We start from the raw sequence: 21,606 nt of genomic DNA on the forward strand, positions 1-21,606 counted from the left end.
CCCCGGTCCCCGACCCCCGGGAACGCGGAAGCCCCCGCGCCGGGTGGGGCGCGGGGGCTTCGGCAGAGTTGGGTCAGTTGGCGCGCTTGGCGCGGGCGGCGGCGCGGCCGCGGCTCGAGGCGTCGAGAACGACCTTGCGCAGGCGCACGGTCTCCGTCGTGATCTCCACGCACTCGTCGTCGCGGATGAACTCCAGCGCCTGCTCCAGCGACAGCACGCGCGGCGGGATCAGCTTCTCCGTCTCCTCGCTCGTGGACGAGCGCATGTTCGTGAGCTTCTTCTCCTTGGTGATGTTCACGTCCATGTCGTCGGATCGGGAGTTCTCCCCGACGATCATGCCCTCGTACACCTCGGTGCTGGGGGAGACGAACAGCGTGCCGCGCTCCTGCAGGTTGAGCATGGCGAACGCGGTGACCTGGCCGGCCCGGTCGGCCACCAGCGAGCCGTTGTTGCGGGTGCGCAGGTCGCCGAACCACGGCTCGTACGCCTCGAACACGTGGTGCACCAGGCCGGTGCCCCGCGTCTCGGTGAGGAACTCCGTGCGGAAGCCGATCAGGCCGCGGGACGGCACCAGGAACTCCATGCGGATCCAGCCGGTGCCGTGGTTGGTCATGTGCTCCATCCGGCCCTTGCGGACGGCGAGGAGCTGGGTGACCGCGCCCAGGTACTCCTCCGGGCAGTCGACAGTGAGCCGCTCGACCGGCTCGTGGATCTTGCCGTCGACGACCTTGGTGACGACCTTGGGCTTGCCGACCGTCAGCTCGTAGCCCTCGCGGCGCATCTGCTCCACCAGGATGGCCAGCGCCAGCTCGCCGCGGCCCTGCACCTCCCACGCGTCGGGCGTCTCGGTGGCCAGCACGCGGAGCGAGACGTTGCCGACGAGCTCCTTGTCGAGCCGGTCCTTGACGAGGCGGGCGGTGACCTTGGCGCCCTTGACCTTGCCGACCAGCGGGCTCGTGTTGGTGCCGATCGTCATCGAGATGGCCGGCTCGTCCACGGTGATCAGCGGCAGCGGCCGCGGGTCGTCGGGGTCGGCCAGCGTCTCGCCGATCATGATGTCCGGGATGCCGGCGATCGCGATGATGTCGCCGGGCCCGGCCTCGTCGGCCGGCTTGCGCTCCAGCGCCTCGGTCATCAGCAGCTCGGAGATCCGGACCCGCTGGACGGTGCCGTCCGTACGGCACCAGGCCACCTGCTGGCCCTTCTTGATCGTGCCCTGGTGGACCCGGCACAGGGCGATGCGGCCCAGGTAGCTGGAGGCGTCCAGGTTGGTGACGTGGGCCTGGAGCGGCGCCGACGGGTCGTACACGGGCGCCGGGATGGTCTTCTTGATCGTCTCGAACAGCGGCTCGAGGTCGGGGGAGTCGGGCATCCCGCCGTCCTGGGGACGGGTGAGGGAGGCGCGGCCGGCCTTGGCCGAGGCGTACACGATCGGGAAGTCGATCTGCTCCTCGGTCGCGTCGAGGTCGATGAACAGCTCGTATACCTCGTCGACGACCTCGGCGATGCGGGCGTCGGGCCGGTCGACCTTGTTGATGCACAGGATCACCGGCATCTTGGCCGACAGCGCCTTGCGCAGCACGAACCGGGTCTGCGGCAGCGGCCCCTCGGAGGCGTCCACGAGCAGGACGACGCCGTCGACCATGGACAGGCCGCGCTCGACCTCGCCGCCGAAGTCGGCGTGGCCAGGGGTGTCGATGATGTTGAGGGTCATGCCGCCGTGCTTGACGGCCGTGTTCTTCGCGAGAATGGTGATCCCCTTCTCGCGTTCGAGGTCGTTGGAGTCCATGACCCGCTCGTCGACGTCCTGGTTGGCGCGGAACGCCCCGGACTGCCAGAGCATGGCGTCCACCAGGGTGGTCTTTCCGTGGTCGACGTGCGCGATGATCGCGATGTTCCGCAGGTCGTCGCGGCTGTTCAAAGGCATAGTGAGGTCTCGCTCTGGATCGTCGGGGTGTCGTCCGCGTCCCGGGACCGAAGCGAGACGCTCATCCGCCGTGGAGACACGGCCTTTCCATTTTAGTTGATCCGCGGTCGTCGCCAGGCGCCGCCCGGATCCCGCGGCCAGAGAGGCCAACGCGTCCGACGGCCGGGACATTCCGTTACCGGGCGGTGGCTGAAACCTCACCAGGCGGGCAGCAGGAGGGCGTGACGGATGAAGGACTTGTCCTGCTGATCGCCTGGGGGGAGTTGCTCGTCCTGCTGCTCGTGCTCGCGTACTTCCTGCTGAGGGGGCGGACGTGAGCGCGCCGCGCCGGGCTCTCCTCACGGGGGCGGCACTGCTCGCCGCCTTCGGGCCCGCGGCCTGTGTGAGCCCGGCCTGGGACGACCACGACTACGCGCTCAAGGCCGGGAAGACGGCGGAGGCCGCCGCCTCGGCCGTGCAGATCGCCCGTACGGCCGTCCGGCACGAGGACGGGACGACGCGGCAGTACCTGAAGGTCGTGCTCACCGAGGCGGCCGACGACCTCGGGAACGTGAACGACCAGTTCGGCGGCGTCCAGCCCCCCTCGGACGCCTCCGAGCGGCTGCGCGCCGAGGTGACGGATCTCACGGAGAAGGCGGAGGACGAGGTGCACGGTCTGCTCGACCAGGTGCGGCGCGACCGGGTGCGCGACCCGGCGGCCGCCGTGCGCGACCTTGGGGAGATCGCCGGACGGCTCAGCGCGTTCGCGGAGCGCCACAGGTGAAGAAGCTGTTCGCCGTCACGCTCGGCATCCTGACGGCCTTCGGTGGGTTCGTCGACATCGGCGACCTGGTGGCCAACGCGGTGGTGGGGTCCCGGTTCGGCCTGTCGCTGGTCTGGGTCGTGGTCGTGGGCATCGTCGGCATCTGCCTGTTCGCGGAGATGTCGGGCAGGATCGCCGCCGTCTCCCAGCGGCCGGTCTTCGACCTGGTCCGCGAGCGGCTCGGCCCTCGCGCGGGCCTCGTGAACCTCGGTGCCTCGTTCTTCATCAACGCGCTCACGCTGGCCGCCGAGATCGGCGGCGCGTCGCTCGCGCTGGAGCTCGCCACCGGCGTGAACTACCTGCTCTGGGTCCCGCTCGTGGCGCTGGTCGCGTGGCTCGTGATGTGGCGGGTCAAGTTCGAGACGATGGAACGGATCTTCGGCCTCATGGGCCTGGGACTCGTGGTGTTCCTGATCGCGCTCTGGAAGCTCGGGCCCGACTGGGGGGAGCTCGCCCACCAGCTCACCCGGCCGCCGCAGGACGAGGGCCTGCCGACGTACTTCTACTACGCGATCGCGCTGCTCGGCGGGGCCATGACGCCGTACGAGGTGTTCTTCTTCTCCTCGGGCGGCGTGGAGGAGCGCTGGACGTCGAAGGACCTGGTCACCGAGCGGGCCAACGTGTTCGTGGGCTTCCCGCTGGGCGGGCTGCTGTCGATCGGCATCGCCGCCTGCGCGGCCACGCTGTTCATGCCGGTGGAGGCCGTGCCCGACTCGCTCGGGCAGATGGTGCTCCCGGTGGCGGCCGGCCTCGGCAAGGTCGCGCTCGGCGTGGTGATCCTCGGCGTGTTCGCCGCGACGTTCGGCGCCACCCTGGAGACGGCGCTGTCGTCGGGGTACTCCCTGAGCCAGTACTTCGGCTGGCAGTGGGGCAAGTACGTGCCGCCGGCCCGGGCCGCCCGGTTCCACGTGGTGGTCCTCGCTGTGACGATCGTGGCGACCGCCCTCATCCTCACGACGATCGACCCGATCATGGTGACCGAGTACTCCCTCGTGTTCTCCGCCGCCGCGCTCCCGTTGACGTACCTGCCGGTCCTCATGATCGCCAACGATCCCGACTACATGGGGGACAAGGTCAACGGCAGGTTCAGCAACGCGCTGGGCATGGTCTACATGGTGCTGCTGCTCGTGGTGGCGGTGGCGGCCGTCCCGCTGATGCTCGCGACGAAGGCGGGCCAATGACGCGGAGGCACGGACGACCCGGAGGTGACGGCGCGATGACCGAGCACGCGCGGACGCTGCACGCCCGCCTCCACCTGCTCGACCGCCAGGTCGCCTCCACCGACGAGGACCGCCTGATCTGCAAGGTCGACGACCTGGAGGTGCGGACCGGCGACGGCCCGTTCCCGTACGTCACGGCGATCCTTTCCGGGCCGCTCGCGCTCGGACCGCGCATCGGCGGGGTGGCCGGGTGGCTGATGGCCGAGGTCGGCCGCCTGTTCAGGAAGGACCGGTCCGGCGAGCCGTACCGGATCGCGATGGGCCGGGTCACGGAGATCGGCAGCGCGGTCAGGGTCGCGGGGCAGCCGCGTGACCTGGCTCTGGAGCGGTGGCTGGCCCGCAACGTCGTCGGCCGCATCCCCGGAGCGCCGCAGCCCGAGCGTGAGGAGGACACCTCAGGCGGACCGGAGGTCGCGGAGGGCCGAGCGCGGCGGGAGGACGGGGAGACGCTGCGCATGAGCACGCTGCTCGCGCGTGTCGTCCGCGACGATTCCGGAAATGTCGTAGGCAATGTGGTCGACGTGCGCCTGGTCCAGGACGGACCCCTGCTGGACGGGGTCCAGCAGGCCTTCCGCCTCGCGGGGTTCGTCGTCGCGCGGCGGCGGGCCGGGCAGCTGTTCGGCTACGAGCGGGCGCACCGGGACGGGCACCCGGCGCTGGTGGCCGCCGTCGTCCGGCGGCTGCACGGGGAGATCAGGTACGCGGACTGGGACGAGGTGGCATCCCTGGGGGACGGCGAGGTGCGGCTGCGGGTGCCGTGGGAGCGGCTGAGGATGCTGGACGACCTCTGACGGGAGGGGTGGCGCGTGCGGGGGCCGGTATCAGATGTCAATAAGGTCGGGGGCATGGATCTGGCTTCCGCGTTCCCGGCCATGCTGCGGACGGCAGACGGCGTCCGGATCGACGCCGCGCACACCCCCAACAGCTCGCTCGACCTCGGCATCGTGGTGGCACACGGCTTCACCGGGTCCTGGCGGGAGCGCCCGTCACGCCGGATCGTGCACGTCCTGTCCCGGTACGGCGGCGTGGTGTCGTTCGACTTCCGGGGGCACGGCCGCTCGGCCGGCCGCACGACGGTGGGCGACCTGGAGATCCTCGACGTGGACGCGGCGGTCAAGCACGCGCGGGCCATCGGTTACCGGCGGGTCGTCACGGTGGGCTTCTCGATGGGCGCCGCGGTGGTCGTCCGCCACGCCGGGCTGCACGGCGGGGTCGACGCCGTCGTGTCGGTCAGCGGCCCGGCCCGCTGGTACTACCGGGACACCAAGCCGATGCGGCAGGTCCATTGGGCCATCGAACGGTGGCACGGGCGGCTCGCGGCCCGGGTCGTCAAGGGCACCCGGATCGCGGGCGGCGTCTGGGACCCGGTCCCGGTCCCGCCGTACGAGGCGGCGGCGATGATCGCGCCCACGCCGCTGCTGGTCGTGCACGGCGACGCCGACCCGTTCTTCCCCCTGGAGCACGCCCACCAGATCTACGACAACGCGCGGGAGCCGAAGGAGCTGTGGATCGAGCCGGGGTACGGTCACGCGGAGAACGCGGCCACCCCTGACCTCATCCGCAAAATTGGTCTCTGGATTTCGCGAACCAAATCCCGATAAGGGTCGTCTATGGGAGGTGTGCGGGTCCGTCAGGGTTCGCGCACCGCCGGTTTACGGGGATCGGCGCACACCCTCCGGGGTGTGGCCCAGCGTCGCGGGGGCGCGCTGGGCGGCCCCGGTCCCGCCACCGACGCACGGCGGGGCCGGGGCGCATCACCCGGTTCAGCCCAGGCGGGCGATCGACTTGGTCTCCAGGTAGGTCTCCAGGCCCTCCGGGCCGAGCTCCCGGCCGAGGCCGCTGGCCTTGTAACCGCCGAAGGGCGTGTTCGGGTCGAGCGTGTGCATCATGTTCACGCCGTACGTCCCGGTGCGGACCCGGCGGGCGACGTCCATGCCGCGCTCGGTGTCGCCCGTCCAGACCGTGCCCGACAGGCCGTAGTCGCTGTCGTTGGCGATCCGGACCGCGTCGTCCTCGTCGTCGTACGGGATCACCGTGAGGACCGGGCCGAAGATCTCCTCGCGGGCGATCCGCATGTCGTTGGTGGCCCCCGCGAAGACGGTCGGCGCGACGTACCAGCCCCGGTCGAACGGCCGGTCGAGGCCGCCGACGACCGGCTTGGCGCCCTCCTCCAGCCCGGATCTGATGTAGGCCTCGACCCGTTCCTGCTGGCGCCGGGCCACCATCGGTCCGATCCCGGTGGCCGGGTCGGCCGGGTCGCCCACCCGCTGGCCCGTCACCATGTCGGCGACGGCCTGGACGACCTCGTCGTACCGGGACCTGGAGGCGAGGATGCGGGTCTGGGCGACACAGGCCTGGCCGTTGTTCATGAGGGAGGCGATGGACAGGAAGCCCATGGCCGACGGGAGGTCGCAGTCGTCCAGGACGATCGCGGCGGACTTGCCGCCAAGCTCCAGCGTGCACCTCTTGAGCTGCTCGCCGCAGATGGCCGCGATCCGCCGTCCCGCGGCGGTCGACCCGGTGAAGGCCACCTTGTCCACGCCGGGGTGGGAGACCAGGTGCTCGCCCGCCTCGCGGCCGGCCGCGACGATGTTGACCACGCCTGCGGGGATGCCGGCGTCCTTGACCATCTCGGCGAGCAGGTAGGAGTCGAGCGGCGTCTCGGGAGCGGGCTTGATCACGACGGTGCAGCCCGCGACGAGCGCCGGGGCGAGCTTGGTCATGATGACGAACTGCGGGACGTTCCACGGCACGATTGCCGCGACGACGCCGACCGGCTCCCGGCGCACGACCACCGGGCCGAACATGCCGGGCCGCTCCTCCTCGACGCGGTACTCCGCGCCGAGCCCGGCGTAGTACCTGAGCATGCCGAGCGGCTGCGGCGCCTGCGCCATCTGGGAGAACGTGATGGGCGAGCCCATCTCCAGCGTTATGGTCTCGGCGAGCTCCCCCTGCCGGGACTCGTAGATGTCGGCCAGCCTGCCCACCACGGCGGCGCGCTCGGCCATCGTCATGCGCGGCCAGGGCCCGTTGTCGAAGGCCTCACGGGCCGCGGCGACCGCGCGGTCCATGTCGGCGGGCGTGCCGTCGGGAACCCGGGCGACCACCTCCTCGCTGTGCGGGGAGATCACCTCGATGACGTCCGTGCCCGCGGGGGCCACCCAGTCGCCCCCGATGAACAGCTTGTCGTGCTGCAGCATGTCCCTGCCTCCTGATCGGGCGCGCGGTGCCGCGCACCCAGACAGACCGAACCATGTTCTGTCCGGCCTTGGCAAGAGCCGGTCCCACTGTCCGGCCCCTCCTGCCGCGGCCGTCCCGGCCCCGTCCGAAGGCCGCCGCCGTCCGGCCCCCGCCCGAAGGCCGCGGCCGTCCCGGCCCCCGCGTGACGGCGGGGGCCGGGACGGGCCGGTCAGGGAAGGGTGCGGCCGAGCAGGTGGGTCATCGCCCGGCGGACCAGGTCGGTCCGCATGGCCTGCGTGGTCGCGCCTTCGGCCCCGAAGCCGAAGTAGACCGTGTCCTTCGTGGTGATGCCCGCTCCGTCGTCGAGCGACCGGTCGCTGCGCGCCCAGTCGTTGAGCGCGACGGCCGACCCGGGCGGCGGCCCGGCGACCGTCCAGCCGCCGAGGTCGCCCTCGAACGACGTCTGCGACAGCGTCGCGCCGTCGGCCGTGACCGTGGCGTCGTCCAGCCAGACGCCGAGGCCTTGGGTGCCCCAGTCGCTGATGTAGGAGATGGACACCTCGACCTTCTTGCCGGCGTACGGCGTCAGGTCGACCGACCACTGCTGCCAGCCCTTGGACGAGCCGCTCGCCGCGTTCCAGGCGCCGGTCGTGCCGGTCGGCGTGCAGGACGAGACGCCGTCGTAGGTCTGGTAGTGAGCGGTGAACGGGTGGATGTCCACCCAGCCGCTCCCGCAGCTGTCGCCCGGCTCCTGGGAGGTGTGCCCGTTGCGGTCGGGCAGCGTGGTCCAGTCGTCCTGGCCGGCCGTGTGCGCCTCGACCGTCAGGAAGTCCCAGTTGGGCTCGGTGTCGTACGACGCCCAGAAGGACAGGGCGCCGCTGGTCCTGCCGGTGAGGTCGATCGTGGCGGTGAGGCGCTTGTAGGAGACGTCGGCCTGGCCGCTCTGCACCGCCCAGGAGCCGGTGTGCGGGGCGAAGGGCGCGCCCGCGCCGTACTGCCACTTGAGCGGCGCCGCGCTCGCGAACTGCGGGAAGCGGTCGGGCGGCAGCACCGAGGAGGTGCTGACGAACGCGGAGGTGTGGTCCTGGTTGCCGGCGGAGTCGCCGCCGTTGAGGGTGCCGAGGAACCCGGTGAACGCCCCGCCCGCGCCCTTCAGCGGCAGCGTCGCGCCGTCCGCGTCCTGGCCGCCGCCGTCCACGAACGTGTAGGCGCCCAGGTAGTACTGCACGAAGTCGTTGCTCAGGGCCAGGCACGGCGGCTTGGTCCGGGTGGCGCACTCCGGCTGGGCCGGGTAGTCGGGCTCGTACCAGTACGAGCCGTTGACGTTCTGGGCGTAGAGCGCGTACTTGCCGGTGGCCAGCAGCTTGCCGCCCTCGTTCAGGTAGTCGCGGAAGGCCAGCTCCAGGGCCTCGGCGAGGTTGGCGGCGGTGCCGCCGGGCTGGGTGGCCGCCCGGGGGATGATGTCGTCGCCCGTCTCCCACACCACGGCCTTGTAGTGGCTCAGCACGCCGAGCGGGTCGGGCGCCCTGCGGCCGTGGGTGTCCACGTCGTACACGTCGGAGGAGTAGCCGGCCTGCGAGAGGGCCTTCGCGTAGGCGTCGGCGTACTTGGCCGCGGTCGCGCCCTGGGCGGGGCTCGCCCCGGTGACGTCCTCCGCGGCGACGATCAGGACCTTGCCGCCGATGTCGGCCGACACCGTGTAGGTGAAGTCCTGGCTCTTCTTGGTGGGCGAGGCGAACCACACCTTCACGCTGTCACCGGGCCGGGCGCCCTTGACCGTGCCCCTCAGCCGGTGGAAGTAGGTGTCGTAGCCGCCGCCGTAGCGCTCGCCGCCCTTCCACTCGCTCGTGGGCGCGGTGCGGACGGGGCCGCCGTTGATCTGGTAGCGCAGCAGGACGGGCCCGAGGTTCCGCTTGGCGTCGACCTGGACGACCTGGTCCCTGCCGTAGCTGCTGTCGAACGTGTTCACCACGAAGTCGGGCACCGTGTTGCCCAGGTGGCTGACCGGGTCGCTGAAATCGCGCGCCGACGTGAGCACGTCGAGCGCGAACGGCAGCTGCTTGTCGAACTCGGCCTGGACCAGCGCCTCGTCGTCGGGGAAGACGAACCCGCAGCCCTCGCAGCCCTCGTCGAGCTCCGGCGTCCAGGCGAGCGTGCCGTAGGCCGCGTGCGCGTGATCGGTGGTCTCGCCGTTCGTGGTGTACAGCTCGGCGCCCACGCCGGGGTCGAACCCCGGGACGGCCGGCTTCTCGTCCGTCCCCGTCAGCGCCAGGTAGACCGGGTCGTCCGCGGTGGTGGTCTCCACCTGCCAGCCCTGCGGGTAGAGCAGCAGCGGCCCGTACGAGTGGTAGTTGACCTGGGCCTTGAAGCGCAGCCGCCGGAGCAGGCCGTCCATCGCCCGCGTCTCGGGCTCGGAGGCGGGGGCCGTGCCCCGGTACGTCTCGCTGCTCAGGACGCTGGACGAGCCCTCCTCGTCGTACCCCCACTTGGTGGGGAAGTTCCGGTTGGGGTCGACGCCGTCGTTGCCCGTGATCCGCCCGTCGCCGTCGTTGTCGCGCAGGGTCTTGCGCCACAGGCGGTTGCCCTCGGTGAAGGTGAAGTCGTAGCCGTCGGGGTTGGCCACCGGCACGAACCACACCTCGGTGGTCCCCAGCAACCGGGAGACGTCCGGCGTGGCCTTGTTCGCGACCAGATACTTCAGCAGCCGCATGTCGACCTCGGTGGAGATCCACTCGCGGGCGTGCTGGGTGGCCGAGTAGAGCACGGACGGCCGGGCGCCGTCGGGCAGGACGCGAGCCTGCCTGGTGAGCCTGAGCGCGAGGATGTCCTTGCCCTGCAGGGATCTGCCGATCGACTCCAGCTTCGCGACGTCCTTGTTCGCGTCGGCGATGGCCCTGAGCTGGTCGGCGATGCCGCCCTTCTCCGAGTAGGACCTCCAGACCGTGTAGCCGCCGGCCGCCTGCGCCCGGGCCGCCTGCAGCTGGGTCTGGCCCTGCGGGTTGCGCACCGGCTCCGGCCGCAGGCCGAGGGACCGGAGCTTCCTGACCTCGCCCGGTGTGGCGGTCAGCTCGACGTGCTCGCGGTCGCCGGTGAGGCGGCGCTGGACGACGTCGAATCCCTTCTGGGCCAGCGTCCCGGAGGTGCCGGGCGCGCTGTCGAGCTGGTAGAGGTCGATCTGGTCCGCGGGAGGGAGGGGATCGCCCTGGTCGGCCTGGGCCGGCAGGACCGGCGTCAGGAGCGCCGCGGCGAGAGCGGCGGCGGCCAGGGCCGGGACGGTCACTCGTCGGGACATCGATGAGCCCTTCGTGAGGGTGACGATCTCCCGAATCTCGCCCGGAGCCGGCGAGCGTGCAAGTGGTCGTGAGGAGACGGGTAAGTCTCGAATCGATCACGGAAACATCTACATTAATCACGACAAGTGACCGCGAACCGGGCGAATGCTCTCTTTCAGCCCATCGGTTTCTCCTGTTCCGGTAGCAGGCATAAAGATCGCCTTCTATAGTTTCGGACCGGATCCGAGTGGAGGTCGACGTGCGGTCGGGACGCTGGGCCGGGCTCGCGGCGGTCGCCGCCGCGCTGCTCGCCGCGCTCTCCGTTCCGGCTGGGTCCGCCGCGCAGGCGGACCCGGACCAGCAGGCCAAGCTGCGCCGCCTCACCAAGGAGGCCGCCGACCTGTCCAAGGCGTACCGGGGCGAGATCGTGAGCCTGGAGGACGCGCAACTGGCGGTGGACAAGGCGGCCAAGCGGGTCAAGAAGCTCAAGGTCGACCTGCGGGGCGCGGAACGGCAGGTGGCCGAGTTCGCCCAGACGGCCTACATGGGCGGCGGCTTCGACCCGTCGCAGTTCTTCACCATGACGGCCGACCTCGGCTCGCTGTCCACGTTCGCGTACCTGTCCAGCGCGAAGTCCGAGCGCCTCACCAGCATCCGGTGGCTCATCGACCAGCAGCAGAAGGCGGCCAAGGACGCCGACGCCGAGATCGACCGCCTCCAGGCGCACATCAAGGAGCTCAAGGCCAAGCAGCGCGAGGTCGAGACCAAGATGGCCAGGTACGGCTTCCAGGCGCCGGACGCCGGGACCGGGCTCACCGCCCGCCTGGTCACCGTACGCAACGCCATCATGCAGAGCTTCCCGATGCCGTTCGGCGTCGGCTGCCTGCGGCCGGGTGACCCGGGGGAGCACGGCAAGGGCCGGGCCTGCGACTTCATGATGAGCAGCGGCGGCCGCATGCCCGACGCCACCGCCAAGGCCCGCGGGGACGCCCTCGCCCAGTGGTGCATCGAGCACGCCCAGCAGTACGGGATCATGTACATCATCTGGCAGCAGCGCTTCTACGACATGCGCACGGGCACGGGGTGGCGCATGATGGCCGACCGGGGCGGGATCACCGCCAACCACTACGACCACGTGCACGTGTCAGTGCTCTGACCCGGCGTCCCCGGCGCAGGCGTCCCGGGGCACGGGCGTTCCCCGGCGCAGACGTCCCGGGGCAGGCGTTTCCCGGCGCAGGCGTCCCGGGGCAGGCGTTTCCCGGCGCGGTCGCCTCAGGCGCGGGCGGCGATCCGCTCCCTCAGCCAGTGGTACGACGCCTTGGGCGTGCGCGTCTGGGTCTCGAAGTCCACGTGGACCAGGCCGAACCGCTGGTGGTAGCCCTCGGCCCACTCGAAGTTGTCGAGCAGCGACCAGACGAAGTAGCCCCGGAGGTCCACGCCCTCGGCCCGCTCCGCCGCCGCGATGTGGCCGTCGAGGTAGGCGATGCGCTCCTGGTCGTCGATCCCCTCGTACGAGCAGCCGTTCTCGGTGACGTAGACGGGCGGGAGGGCCTCGCCGTACCGGGCCTTGAGGCCTTCGAGCAGCTCGCGCAGGCCCTCCGGCACGACCGGCCACCCGAACGCCGTGGTGGGGTAGCCGGTGATCCCCGCGTCCCGGAACGGCAGGCCGTCGGCGCCGGGACCCGCGATGCGCGTCGGGTTGTAGTAGTTGACCCCCAGGCCGTCGAGCGGCTGGGCGATCGTCTCCAGGTCGCCCGGGCGGACCACGTCCAGCCCGTCGATCCCGTACGCCGACAGATCGGGATAGGCGCCGAGAAGCACCGGGTCGTTGAACAGCCGGTTGTGCAGGGTGTCGTAGGCGTCCGCGGCGGCCCTGTCCTCCTCGGATCCGGAGGCCGGCCACACCGGCGTGCAGTTGTTGGTGATCAGCACCTGCCGCGCACCGGCCGCGCGGAGCGCCTGGACGGCCAGGCCGTGGCCGAGCAGCTGGTGGTGGGCGACCGGCAGCGCGTCGAGGAAGAGCGTCCTCCCCGGCGCGTGCATGCCGAGCCCGTATCCGAAGACCATGTGGACGAACGGCTCGTTCAGTGTGATCCACATGTCGACCCGGTCGGACAGCCGCTCCGCCACGATCGCGGCGTAGTCGGCGAAGCGTCCCGCCGTGTCCCGGGCCAGCCAGCCGCCCTCGTCCTCGAGCGCCTGCGGCAGGTCCCAGTGGAAGAGCGTGGGGACGGGCGTGATCCCCCGCTCGTGGAGGGCGTCCACCAGGCGGTCGTAGAAGTCGAGCCCGGCCGGGTTGACCGCGCCGTGCCCCGCGGGCAGCACCCGTGGCCAGGCGATCGAGAACCGGTAGGCGTTCAGCCCCGCGCCGGCCATCAGCGCCACGTCCTCGGCCCACCGGTGGTAGTGGTCGCAGGCCACGTCGCCGGTGTGCCCGTCGCGGACCCGTCCCGGCTCGTGGGAGAAGGTGTCCCAGATCGACGGGCCGCGGCCGTCCTCCCGGACGGCCCCCTCGATCTGATAGGACGCGGTGGCCGTACCCCAGAGGAACATGTTTCGCCCTCCCGTTTCATGAGCGAAACTCATGTTAACCCGCGCTCCACGTCGCGGGGAGAGAATGTCGGACATGACGACTGTCACTGGGGGAACGTTGCGTCGCAGGCCCGCCCAGCGCCGCAGCCAGGAGCGGGTCGAGCGGATGCTCGACGAGTGCGCCCGGCTGCTCGACGAGGTCGGGTACGAGGGCCTCACCACCAAGGAGGTCGCCCGCCGGGCCGAGGTTCCGATCGGGACCTTCTACCAGTTCTTCAGTGACAAACAGGCCCTCGTGCGCGCGCTCGCGCTGCGCAACCTCGACGCGTTCCTCGACCGTGTCGCCACCCGGCTGGCCGCCGAACCGCTCTCGGGCTGGGCAGGCGCCGTCGACCTCGGCATCGACGAGTTCGTCCGGATGAAGCGGACCACGCCCGGGTTCGGGGTGGTCGACTTCGGCGAGGTCCTGGCCGCGCCCGGCGGGCCTGCTCTGCCGGGCACCCAGCGGATGCTCGACGAGGCCCTGGAGAACAACGTCGTCGTGGCCGACCGGCTGCGCACGCTCATGGTCGACCTGCTCGGCGTCCGCCCGGACGACGGCCTGGCCCGCGCCTTCGTCGTCGCCGTCGAGGCCGCCGACGCCGTGCTCAAGCTCGCCTTCCGCGCCCACCCCGACGGCGACCCCGACCTCATCGCCGAGTGCAAGCGCCTCGTCCGCCGCTATCTGTCCGGCCACCTCGGCTGACGTCGCCCCGGCCTCGCCGTACACGGAGGCGGGGCCCGCGACGGCGGGGTCGTCGCCCGGACCGCGCTGTGGGCCGGGCGGCAGCGGCCGGGCGGTCTTGATCAGGCGGGGGCGTCGAGGCGGGCGATCTGGGCGGGCTCGAGCTTGACCTCGGCGAGCAGTTCGTCGAGCTGGGCGAGCGAGCTGACCCCGACGATCGGGACGATGTCCTGGGCCCGCAACCACGCGAGGACGACCTGGTTGGGGGTGGCGCCCAGCTCGCCGGCCACCTCCCGCAGCACCGCGAGCCGCCGGGTCGTGCCCGGGTGGTCGTAGTGCTCCGGCAGGGGCTTGCGCGCGTACGCCCCGGCGAGCAGCGAGGTGTAGACCCACAGCGCCAGGCCCTCGGATCGCACGTAGTCGAGGGACTCCTCGCTCACCTGGACGTGGCCGCCCTCGGGCAGGCGGACGCCCGGACGGGGCCGCAGGTAGGAGTGGCGGAGCTGGACGTGCGTGTACGGCGTCAGCCCGCGGGCGGCCGCCAGCACCCGGGCCCGGTCGAGCCGCCAGGTGGCGTGGTTGCTCGCCCCGAGCAGCCGCGCTTTGCCCTCCCGCACCAGCTCGCCGAAGACGGCCACGGTCTCCTCGAGCGGGACCGACCTGTCCTCGATGTGCGCCCAGTACACGTCGACCCCGTCGACTCCGAGGCGGCGCAGGCTGCCCTCCATGGCGGCCCGGACGGCGGCGGCCGACAGGCCCTCGGCCGAGCCGAGCGTCCGGTCGCCGGGCACCGTCGGCCGTCCGCCGACCTTGGTGCTGATCACCACGCGGTCGTGGTTGCGGCGCGAGGCGAGCCAGCGGCCGATCGTGGTCTCGCTCTCGTCGCCGGTCGCGCCGTCCAGCCAGAACGGGTAGTTGTCGGCGGTGTCGACGATCGTCCCGCCCGCGTCGACGAACCGGTCGAGGATGGCGAACGACGTGGGCTCGTCCACGGTGGTCCCGAACGGGATGGTCCCCAAAGCGATTGTCATGCCGCCCACCCTGCCGCCTGGAGCGCACTCCACCTCAAGCCCGGAGCCCGCCCGTGTGCCAGGATCGACGGCGTGGCCGTGTACACACCGGGACAGGTCGTCGAGGAGACCGGGTTCAGCCTCGACACCCTGCGTTACTACGAACGGATCGGGCTGCTGGAGCCCATCGGGCGCACCGCGTCGGGTCAGCGGCGGTTCACCGAGGAGGACGTGGCCTGGCTGGGCATGATCCGGTGCCTGCGCGACACCGGCATGCCGATCGCGGAGATGCTCCGCTTCGCCCGGCTCGTCCGGCAGGGCGACCGGAGCATACGGGACCGGATCGCGGTGCTGGCCGACCACGATCGGAAGGTCGAGGCGCAGATCGCCGACCTGCGGCAGAAGCAGCAGGCCATCCAGCGCAAGATCGCTTACTACCGTGACGTCCTGTCCATCCCGGACGGGCTGCGCGGCCGCGAGGAGGAACCGGCCTCCTGACCACGGCCGTCCCGGACGGGATCGCCCGCCGCCCGGATCGGGTGTGCCGCCGCGAGGAGGAGCCGTCAGGCTGTCCCGGACGGGGTCGCCCGCCGCCCGGATGGGGTGTGCCGCCGGGAGGAGGAGCCGGCCTCCTGACTCAGGCCGTGCGGTAGGCCTGGGCCTGGAGGTTGTACAGCTCGGCGTAGAGGCCGTCGACCGTCATCAGCTCCTCGTGCGTGCCCTGCTCGCGCACCTGGCCGTGGTCGAGCACGTAGATCCGGTCGGCGTACCGGACGCTGGCGAGGCGGTGCGTGATGAGCAGGACCGTGCGGCCGTCGGCGTGCTGCCGGATGCGCTCGAACAGCGCGTGCTCGGCCCGGGCGTCGAGCGCGGCCGTCGGCTCGTCGCAGATCAGCAGCGGGGCGTCGCGGTAGAAGCCCCGGGCGACGGCGATCCGCTGCCACTGGCCGCCGGACAGCTCGTGGCCGTCCTTGAAGCGGCGGTCGAGCAGTGTGCGGTAGCCGTTCGGCAGCTCCGCGATGACCTGGTCGGCGCCCGCGACCTGGGCGGCGCGGACCACCTCGTCCTCGCCTTTGTCCATGCCCATGGTGATGTTGTGCCGGGCCGTCAGCGGCCAGCGGGTGTGGTCCTGCGCGATGACCGCGATCCTGCTCCTCAGCGTGTCGGGGTCGACCTCGCGCAGGTCGACGTCGTCCCACAGCACGCGGCCGCCGTCCGGCTCGTAGAGCCCGGCGAGGATCTTCGCGAGCGTGGTCTTGCCCGACCCGTTCTCCCCGACGAGGGCCACGACCTCGCCGCGCTCCATGCGGATCGACACCCCGCGCAGGGCCGGGGCCGCCGCGCCGGGATAGGAGAAGGTCACGTCGTCGACCGTGACGCGGTCGAACCGCTCGGGGGCCTCCCGAGGACGCGGCGCCGGCCTGCGCGACTCGGCGTGCGTGACGAAGTCGACGAAGTCGGTGAAGTAGAGGCCCTCCTCGTACAGCCGGTTGGTCGCGAACATGAAGTTGGCCAGCGACGTCTGGCCGGAGCGGATGGCCAGCACGGCCGTGCCCGCCACCGCGAGCGGCACCGCCCCGGCCGCGAGCAGCAGGCCGAGCGCGAGGTAGACGACGCCCTGGCCGATGCCGCTGAGCGCCTCGCCCAGGATGCGGGCGACCGTCTCACGGCGGGCCAGAGCGAGCATGACCCGCTGCTCGCCCCGTGCCACGGCGTCGAACATGCGCAGCAGGAACCCCCGCATCGTGAACGTGCGCACCTCGGCGGCGGTGTCCTTGTGGGCGAGCAGCTCCTCGATGATCCACTTGCGGCGGCGGGCGGGAACGAGCACCAGGGCCGTCGTGTAGCGCATCCGCGCGGCCCGGACGGCCGCCCAGGCGTCGGGCACGACCGCCAGCAGGAGCAGCGGCAGCAGCACGGGGTGGAGCACGCCCAGCACGCCGGCCGCCGCCACGATGCCGACCAGCCCGGTCAGCGCGTCGATGGCGGTGCTCACCACCACGTCGGCCACCTGCATGCCCCGGATGCGGGCCCGCTGCAGGGCGTCGTGGAACTCGGGATCGTCGTAGCAGACGAGGTCGACCTGGCTGGTCAGCGTGTAGACCCGCTCCTCGGTGATCCGGCGGACCTGGGGCTCGAGCCGTGACTCCGCCCAGCCCGCGCCGGCCTGCAGCACGGTCCGGATGCTCGCGGCCAGGCCGACCAGCAACAGGCTGGGCAGCGCGGCACGCACCCGGTCGGGGGTGGGGCCGGCCTCGAAGAGCGCGGTCAGCACGCCGGTGGTCGCCAGCAGCCCGAAGGCGGTGAAGAAGCCGCCGAGCATGCTGAGACCGACGGTGGCCACGGTGTCGCGAGGGCTCGCCTCCCAGGCGATGCCGAGCGCCTGACGGATCAGGCGCGGCAGCCGCCGCGCCACGGTCAGGAACCCCAGGCCCGCCATGGTGCCGTAGTGCCGCGCCCACTGGGGCGACTCGACGTCCGCGAGGTCCGGCAGGTCCTCCCCGGAGCTCTCTTGCTCGATGACCGCCATGCCAGCAGTGTGAAGGCGGCCACCGACATTTCCCACGGTCGTCCGGGTCAGGCCCTCGTATGCAGAGACGTTATCCGGACAAACTTGACGCCGCATGGTCGGAAGTGGGTTGATTGGGCCTGCTGACAACGTTGTCAGCGGCCTTGTGCTCGGGGGGGCCTTTTCCTCACCAATCCCGAAGGGAATGTTGCGATGAGACGACGGTGGATGGCGGCCGTCGCGGTCTCTGTGGCAGGTCTGCTCACTCTGTCCGCCTGTGGAAAGGGCGACGACAAGGCGAGCGGAGGCGGTCAGGCCGCGCAGAAGAAGGTCGAAGTCTTCTCGTGGTGGACGGGCCCCGGTGAGTCCGACGGCCTCAAGGCGATGCGCCAGATCTTCGCCAAGGAGTACCCGCAGTTCAACTTCTTCGACGCGGCCGTCGCGGGCGGCTCCGGCGACCAGGCCCGCGCGCTGCTGTCGAGCAAGCTCCAGGCCAACCAGCCCCCGGACACCTTCCAGGGCCACGCCGGCGCCGAGCTCCAGGGCTACATCAAGGGCGGCAAGCTGGAGTCCTTGAACTTCCTGTACGACGAGCTGAAGCTCAGGGACGTGCTGCCGCAGCAGCTCGTCGACCAGATCTCCGTGCAGGGCCAGATCTACTCGGTGCCGGTGAACATCCACCGCTCGAACGTGCTCTGGTACAACCCGTCCGTCCTCAAGGACGCCGGGATCTCCGAGGCGCCGAAGACGATGGACGAGTTCATCGCCGATCTCGGCAAGGTGAAGAAGACCGGCAAGATCCCGCTGTCGATCGGTTCGCAGTGGACGCTGGTGCACCTGCTGGAGAGCGTGCTGTGCGGCTCGCTCGGCACCGACGTCTACAACCAGCTGTGGACGGCCAACTCGGACTGGTCGAACGCCAACGTCACCAAGGCGCTGGAGAACTACAAGACCGTCCTGTCGTACGCCGGCACCCCGCAGGACGACTGGCAGCCGGCCGCCAAGCAGGTCGCCGACGGCGACGCGGCGTTCAACATCATGGGTGACTGGGCCTACGGGTACTTCCAGAACCCCGCTCCCGGCGGCATCGGCAAGACCGCGCACAAGGACTTCGACTGGGCGGCGTCCCCCGGCACGGACGGCACGTTCATGTGGCTGTCGGACAGCTTCACGCTGCCGAAGGGCGCGCCCAACCGCGACGGCGCGATCGCGTGGCTGAAGGTGGCGGCCAGCAAGGAGGGCCAGGACGCGTTCAACCCGCTGAAGGGCTCGATCCCGTCGCGCAAGGACGCCGACACGTCCCTCTACAAGGACTACCTGGCCTGGAGCCTCCAGCAGTGGGCGTCCGACAAGCTGGCCGGCTCGATCCAGCACGGCGTCGTGGCCAACGACCAGTGGCGCACCGCGATCACCGACGCCGTCGGCCTGTTCCAGCAGGACCAGGACGTGGCCAAGCTCCAGCAGGCGCTGGTGGCCGCGGCCAAGGCCAGCGGCCAGTAGCCGATCTCCGGTACGGCCCACGCCCCGACGCCTGCCGCCCGGGCGTGGGCCGTACGTGACTTCTGAGAGGTGCATGTGACGCGGGTGCGCAGATGGCTGCCCGGGCTGCTCCTGGTGTCGCCGTCGATCATCCTCATCGCGGTCTTCGTGTACGGCCTTCTGGGGTGGAACTTCAGGGTCGCGATGACCGACAAGCACGACGAGATCGCCGAGATCCCGGGACACTTCGTCGGCCTCGCCAACTTCACCGGCATCTGGAGCGAGGAGCGCTGGGGCCTGTCGGTCCGGCACGCCCTGGTCTTCACCGTCGTGTTCGTCGGCGGCGCGCTCGTCCTCGGCTGGTTCCTGGCGTTCCTGATGGAGAAGGGGATCCGGGCCGAGAGCGGCTTCCGCGCCGTCTACCTGTTCCCGATGGCCATCTCGTTCATCGCCACCGGCGTCGTGTGGCGGTGGCTGATGAACAGCGGGACCGGGGAGCACGCGGGCGGGCTCAACCGGCTGTTCCACTACCTCGGGCTCGACGTCCTGCAGTGGCAGTGGTTCCGCGACCCCGACTGGGGGATGGCCGCGATGGCGATCCCCGCGATCTGGCAGATGTCCGGATACATCATGGCGCTCTTCCTCGCCGGCTTCCGCGGCGTGCCTGAGGAGCTTCGCGAGGCCGCGCGGGTCGACGGTTGCAACGAGTGGCAGGTCTACCGGCACGTCATCCTGCCGATGCTGCGCCCGGTGACGCTGTCCGCCCTGATCATCCTCGGCCACATCTCGCTGAAGGTCTTCGACCTCGTCGTGTCCGTGTCCGGAAAGCAGATCATCACGGACGTGCCCGCGACCTTCATGTGGACGGCCGTGTACGACTCCCACGACCCGGCGAAGGGCGCGACGATCGCGTCCTACATCGTGCTGTCCGTCGCGGTCTTCGTCGTGCCCTACCTGATCTGGAACGCCCGTAAGGGGAACCGTTCATGACCGCGGAAGTCGTTCAGAAGGCCCCCCGCGTCGCCCCGGTGTCCCGGGCGGGAGGGCGGGGGACCACCGCCCGCTGGGTGCGGCTGGTCCTGCTGGTCCTGTTCGTCGTCGTCTTCCTGCTGCCGGTCTACGTCCTGCTCGTGACCAGCTTCAAGCCGCTCAGCGAGGCCGACCCCGCCCAGGCGTGGAACCTGCCCCAGGTGTGGACCACCGAGGCGTGGAGCGTCGCCTGGGAGAAGCTCGAACCCGGCATCGTCAACAGCGTCCTGCTCGCCGTCCCGGGCTCGCTCATCTCGGCCGCCCTGGGCTCGCTGAACGGGTACGTGCTGTCGAAGTGGCGCTTCCCCGGCGCCGACGTGGTCTTCACGCTGTTCCTGTTCGGCATGTTCATCCCGTACCAGGGCGTGATGATCCCGCTCGTGCAGCTCATGGTGAACCTGGGGGACACCCTCGGCGTCTCCCTGTACGGCGGCATCCCCGGGCTCGTGCTCGCCCACGTCGTGTACGGCATCCCGATCTGCACGCTGATCTTCCGGAACTACTACGTCACGATCCCGGACGAGCTGATCGAGGCCTCGCGCGTCGACGGCGCCGGCATGCTGCGCACGCTGTGGTCGATCGTGCTGCCCGTCTCCGGCCCGGCGTTCGCCGTGGTCATCATCTGGCAGTTCACCTCGATGTGGAACGACTTCCTGTTCGCCGTCTTCCTCACCGGGCCGACCTCCTGGCCCACCACGGTCATGCTCAACAACATCGCGGGCGCGGTGACGACGCCGTACAGCCAGCAGATGGCGGCGGCCATCCTGGCGTCGATCCCGACGATGCTGATCTACCTGTTGCTCGGCAGGTTCTTCATGCGCGGCCTCATGGCGGGCGCGCTCAAGGGCTGACACTCAGGCCGGGGGCAGCTCGCCCGATCCGCGCGGGATGAGCCGCGCGGGCACCTCGGCGCGCCGCGCCGGGCCCTCGTCGCCGGACAGGCGGCCGAACAGCAGTTCGGCCGCCGTCCGGCCCATTCGCCCGGGGTCCTGCGCCACCACCGTGATCCCGAGCAGGTCGGCCGGCTCGAAGTCGTCGAACCCCACCAGGGCCAGACCCCCCAGGTACGGCTCCGCGCCGAGCCGTACGGGGGCGGGGGACAGCGCGGCGAGCGCCCGGAGCGTGTCCACGGTGAACCGGCCGTTACCGGTGACCAGGGCGGTCGGCGGGTCGGCGGCCGCGAGCAGTCGCGCGATGTCGGCCCGCAGCCTGTCCGGGTCGGGCGGGCCCATCGTCACCAGGCCCTCGTCGTACGGCAGGCCGGCCTCCGCCAGCGCCTCGCGGTGGCCGCGCAGCCGCTCGCGCCCCGTGAAGATCGTCGGGGAGTCGCCGAGGAAGGCGATGCGGCGATGGCCGCCCGCGACCAGATGGGCCGTCGCCGTGCGGGCGCCGCCCACGTTGTCGCACAGCACGGCGTCGGCCTCGCACCCGGCGCCCGGGGGCCGGTCGGCGAAGACCGCCCTGATGCCGTCCGCGAACTCGGGCTCCAGATAGCCGTGGTCTTGGCCGGCCGGCACGATGATCAGCCCGTCCACCCGGCGTGCGCAGAAGGCCAGCACGAGCTCGCGCTCCCGCTCCGGCGACTCACGGGACGAACCGGTGAAGAGCAGGTGGCCGTGCCGCAGCGCGACCTCCTCGACCGCCCTGCTCAGGCTGGAGTAGAAGGGGTCGGCGACGTCTTCGATCACGAGCCCGATACTCGCGGTGCGGCCGCTTCGCAGGGTCCTGGCGCTGTCGTTGCGCCGGTAGCCCAGCAGGTCGATGGCCGCGTGGACCCGCTCGGCCGTGGCGGCGTTGACGCCGGGCTCCTGGTTGACGACACGGGAGACCGTCTTCAACGCCACCCCCGCCGCGGCCGCCACGTCGTTCATGGTCGGACGCCCGCGCCTCGTGTCTCCCACCCCCGGATCATCTCCCATATC

The 21,606-nt window shown here is 71.2% G+C and carries 17 protein-coding genes; 10 read left to right on the forward strand and 7 right to left on the reverse strand.

Annotated features, from left to right (window positions below; translation table 11 throughout):
- Nucleotides 1-73: 73 nt before the first annotated feature.
- A complete protein-coding gene (gene typA / locus MPTA5024_RS31950) occupies nt 74-1,927 on the reverse strand; it encodes a translational GTPase TypA (protein ID WP_036331378.1) in 1,854 nt (617 codons plus the stop codon).
- A 313-nt stretch (nt 1,928-2,240) separates the two neighbouring features.
- Between typA and MPTA5024_RS31955 the strand changes: the two genes are divergently transcribed.
- Genes MPTA5024_RS31955 through MPTA5024_RS31970 form a run of 4 tightly spaced genes read left to right on the forward strand, consistent with a single transcriptional unit; the run spans nt 2,241 to nt 5,550 of the window.
- A complete protein-coding gene (locus tag MPTA5024_RS31955) occupies nt 2,241-2,690 on the forward strand; it encodes a hypothetical protein (protein ID WP_036331380.1) in 450 nt (149 codons plus the stop codon).
- Nucleotides 2,687-3,910 (forward strand): NRAMP family divalent metal transporter, encoded by a 1,224-nt coding sequence (locus tag MPTA5024_RS31960; RefSeq protein WP_036331382.1) that lies wholly within the window; start codon nt 2,687-2,689, stop codon nt 3,908-3,910. The genes MPTA5024_RS31955 and MPTA5024_RS31960 overlap by 4 nt, the downstream gene beginning before the upstream one ends.
- A gap of 35 nt (nt 3,911-3,945) precedes the next feature.
- Nucleotides 3,946-4,740, forward strand: coding sequence for a hypothetical protein (locus tag MPTA5024_RS31965; RefSeq protein ID WP_051458919.1), 795 nt, complete (start codon nt 3,946-3,948; stop codon nt 4,738-4,740).
- Between the two features lie 54 nt (nt 4,741-4,794).
- Nucleotides 4,795-5,550 (forward strand): alpha/beta hydrolase, encoded by a 756-nt coding sequence (locus tag MPTA5024_RS31970; RefSeq protein WP_232326728.1) that lies wholly within the window; start codon nt 4,795-4,797, stop codon nt 5,548-5,550.
- Between the two features lie 162 nt (nt 5,551-5,712).
- Here MPTA5024_RS31970 and MPTA5024_RS31975 read toward each other — a convergent pair whose 3' ends face one another.
- Nucleotides 5,713-7,149, reverse strand: a complete 1,437-nt coding sequence (locus MPTA5024_RS31975) for an aldehyde dehydrogenase (protein ID WP_036331384.1) — start codon at nt 7,147-7,149, stop codon at nt 5,713-5,715.
- Between the two features lie 209 nt (nt 7,150-7,358).
- Nucleotides 7,359-10,421 carry a M14 family metallopeptidase gene (locus MPTA5024_RS31980; protein ID WP_036331386.1) on the reverse strand — a complete coding sequence of 1,021 codons (3,063 nt, stop codon included), beginning with the start codon at nt 10,419-10,421 and terminating at the stop codon, nt 7,359-7,361.
- Nucleotides 10,422-10,660: 239 nt separating this feature from the next.
- Between MPTA5024_RS31980 and MPTA5024_RS31985 the strand changes: the two genes are divergently transcribed.
- Entirely contained in the window at nt 10,661-11,557 is an 897-nt protein-coding gene (locus tag MPTA5024_RS31985; RefSeq protein ID WP_036332031.1) for a coiled-coil domain-containing protein, read from the forward strand.
- 116 nt (nt 11,558-11,673) lie between these two features.
- Here MPTA5024_RS31985 and MPTA5024_RS31990 read toward each other — a convergent pair whose 3' ends face one another.
- The gene (locus MPTA5024_RS31990; protein ID WP_036331388.1) at nt 11,674-12,954 is read right to left on the reverse strand and encodes a GH1 family beta-glucosidase; all 1,281 of its coding nucleotides are present in this window, start codon (nt 12,952-12,954) and stop codon (nt 11,674-11,676) included.
- A 73-nt stretch (nt 12,955-13,027) separates the two neighbouring features.
- Between MPTA5024_RS31990 and MPTA5024_RS31995 the strand changes: the two genes are divergently transcribed.
- Nucleotides 13,028-13,678, forward strand: a complete 651-nt coding sequence (locus MPTA5024_RS31995) for a TetR/AcrR family transcriptional regulator (RefSeq protein ID WP_036332032.1) — start codon at nt 13,028-13,030, stop codon at nt 13,676-13,678.
- A 101-nt stretch (nt 13,679-13,779) separates the two neighbouring features.
- On the opposite strand, the gene MPTA5024_RS32000 is transcribed toward MPTA5024_RS31995, so the two are convergent.
- The gene (locus tag MPTA5024_RS32000) at nt 13,780-14,688 is read right to left on the reverse strand and encodes an aldo/keto reductase (RefSeq protein WP_051459019.1); all 909 of its coding nucleotides are present in this window, start codon (nt 14,686-14,688) and stop codon (nt 13,780-13,782) included.
- A gap of 72 nt (nt 14,689-14,760) precedes the next feature.
- Between MPTA5024_RS32000 and MPTA5024_RS32005 the strand changes: the two genes are divergently transcribed.
- Nucleotides 14,761-15,165: a MerR family transcriptional regulator gene (locus MPTA5024_RS32005; protein WP_036331390.1), complete on the forward strand. Its 405-nt coding sequence runs from the start codon at nt 14,761-14,763 to the stop codon at nt 15,163-15,165.
- Nucleotides 15,166-15,304: 139 nt separating this feature from the next.
- Here the strand turns inward: MPTA5024_RS32005 and MPTA5024_RS32010 are convergent, their stop codons facing one another.
- A complete protein-coding gene (locus MPTA5024_RS32010) occupies nt 15,305-17,197 on the reverse strand; it encodes an ABC transporter ATP-binding protein (protein WP_036331391.1) in 1,893 nt (630 codons plus the stop codon).
- A 192-nt stretch (nt 17,198-17,389) separates the two neighbouring features.
- On the opposite strand from MPTA5024_RS32010, the gene MPTA5024_RS32015 reads away from it, so the two are divergent.
- The 3 genes from MPTA5024_RS32015 to MPTA5024_RS32025 all read left to right on the forward strand — a co-directional run bounded on the left by MPTA5024_RS32015 (nt 17,390) and on the right by MPTA5024_RS32025 (nt 20,535).
- A complete protein-coding gene (locus tag MPTA5024_RS32015; RefSeq protein ID WP_036331392.1) occupies nt 17,390-18,676 on the forward strand; it encodes an ABC transporter substrate-binding protein in 1,287 nt (428 codons plus the stop codon).
- Nucleotides 18,677-18,760: 84 nt separating this feature from the next.
- Nucleotides 18,761-19,645 (forward strand): carbohydrate ABC transporter permease, encoded by an 885-nt coding sequence (locus MPTA5024_RS32020; protein WP_232326729.1) that lies wholly within the window; start codon nt 18,761-18,763, stop codon nt 19,643-19,645.
- On the forward strand, nt 19,642-20,535 hold the full coding sequence (locus MPTA5024_RS32025) for a carbohydrate ABC transporter permease (protein WP_051458920.1): 894 nt from the start codon (nt 19,642-19,644) through the stop codon (nt 20,533-20,535). Before MPTA5024_RS32020 ends, MPTA5024_RS32025 begins: the two co-directional genes overlap by 4 nt.
- 3 nt (nt 20,536-20,538) lie before the next feature.
- On the opposite strand, the gene MPTA5024_RS32030 is transcribed toward MPTA5024_RS32025, so the two are convergent.
- A complete protein-coding gene (locus MPTA5024_RS32030) occupies nt 20,539-21,555 on the reverse strand; it encodes a LacI family DNA-binding transcriptional regulator (protein ID WP_084370175.1) in 1,017 nt (338 codons plus the stop codon).
- Nucleotides 21,556-21,606 lie beyond the last annotated feature (51 nt).

Origin of the sequence: Microbispora sp. ATCC PTA-5024 (genome assembly GCF_000511135.2) — a bacterium.
Classification (GTDB): Bacteria; Actinomycetota; Actinomycetes; order Streptosporangiales; family Streptosporangiaceae; genus Microbispora; species Microbispora corallina.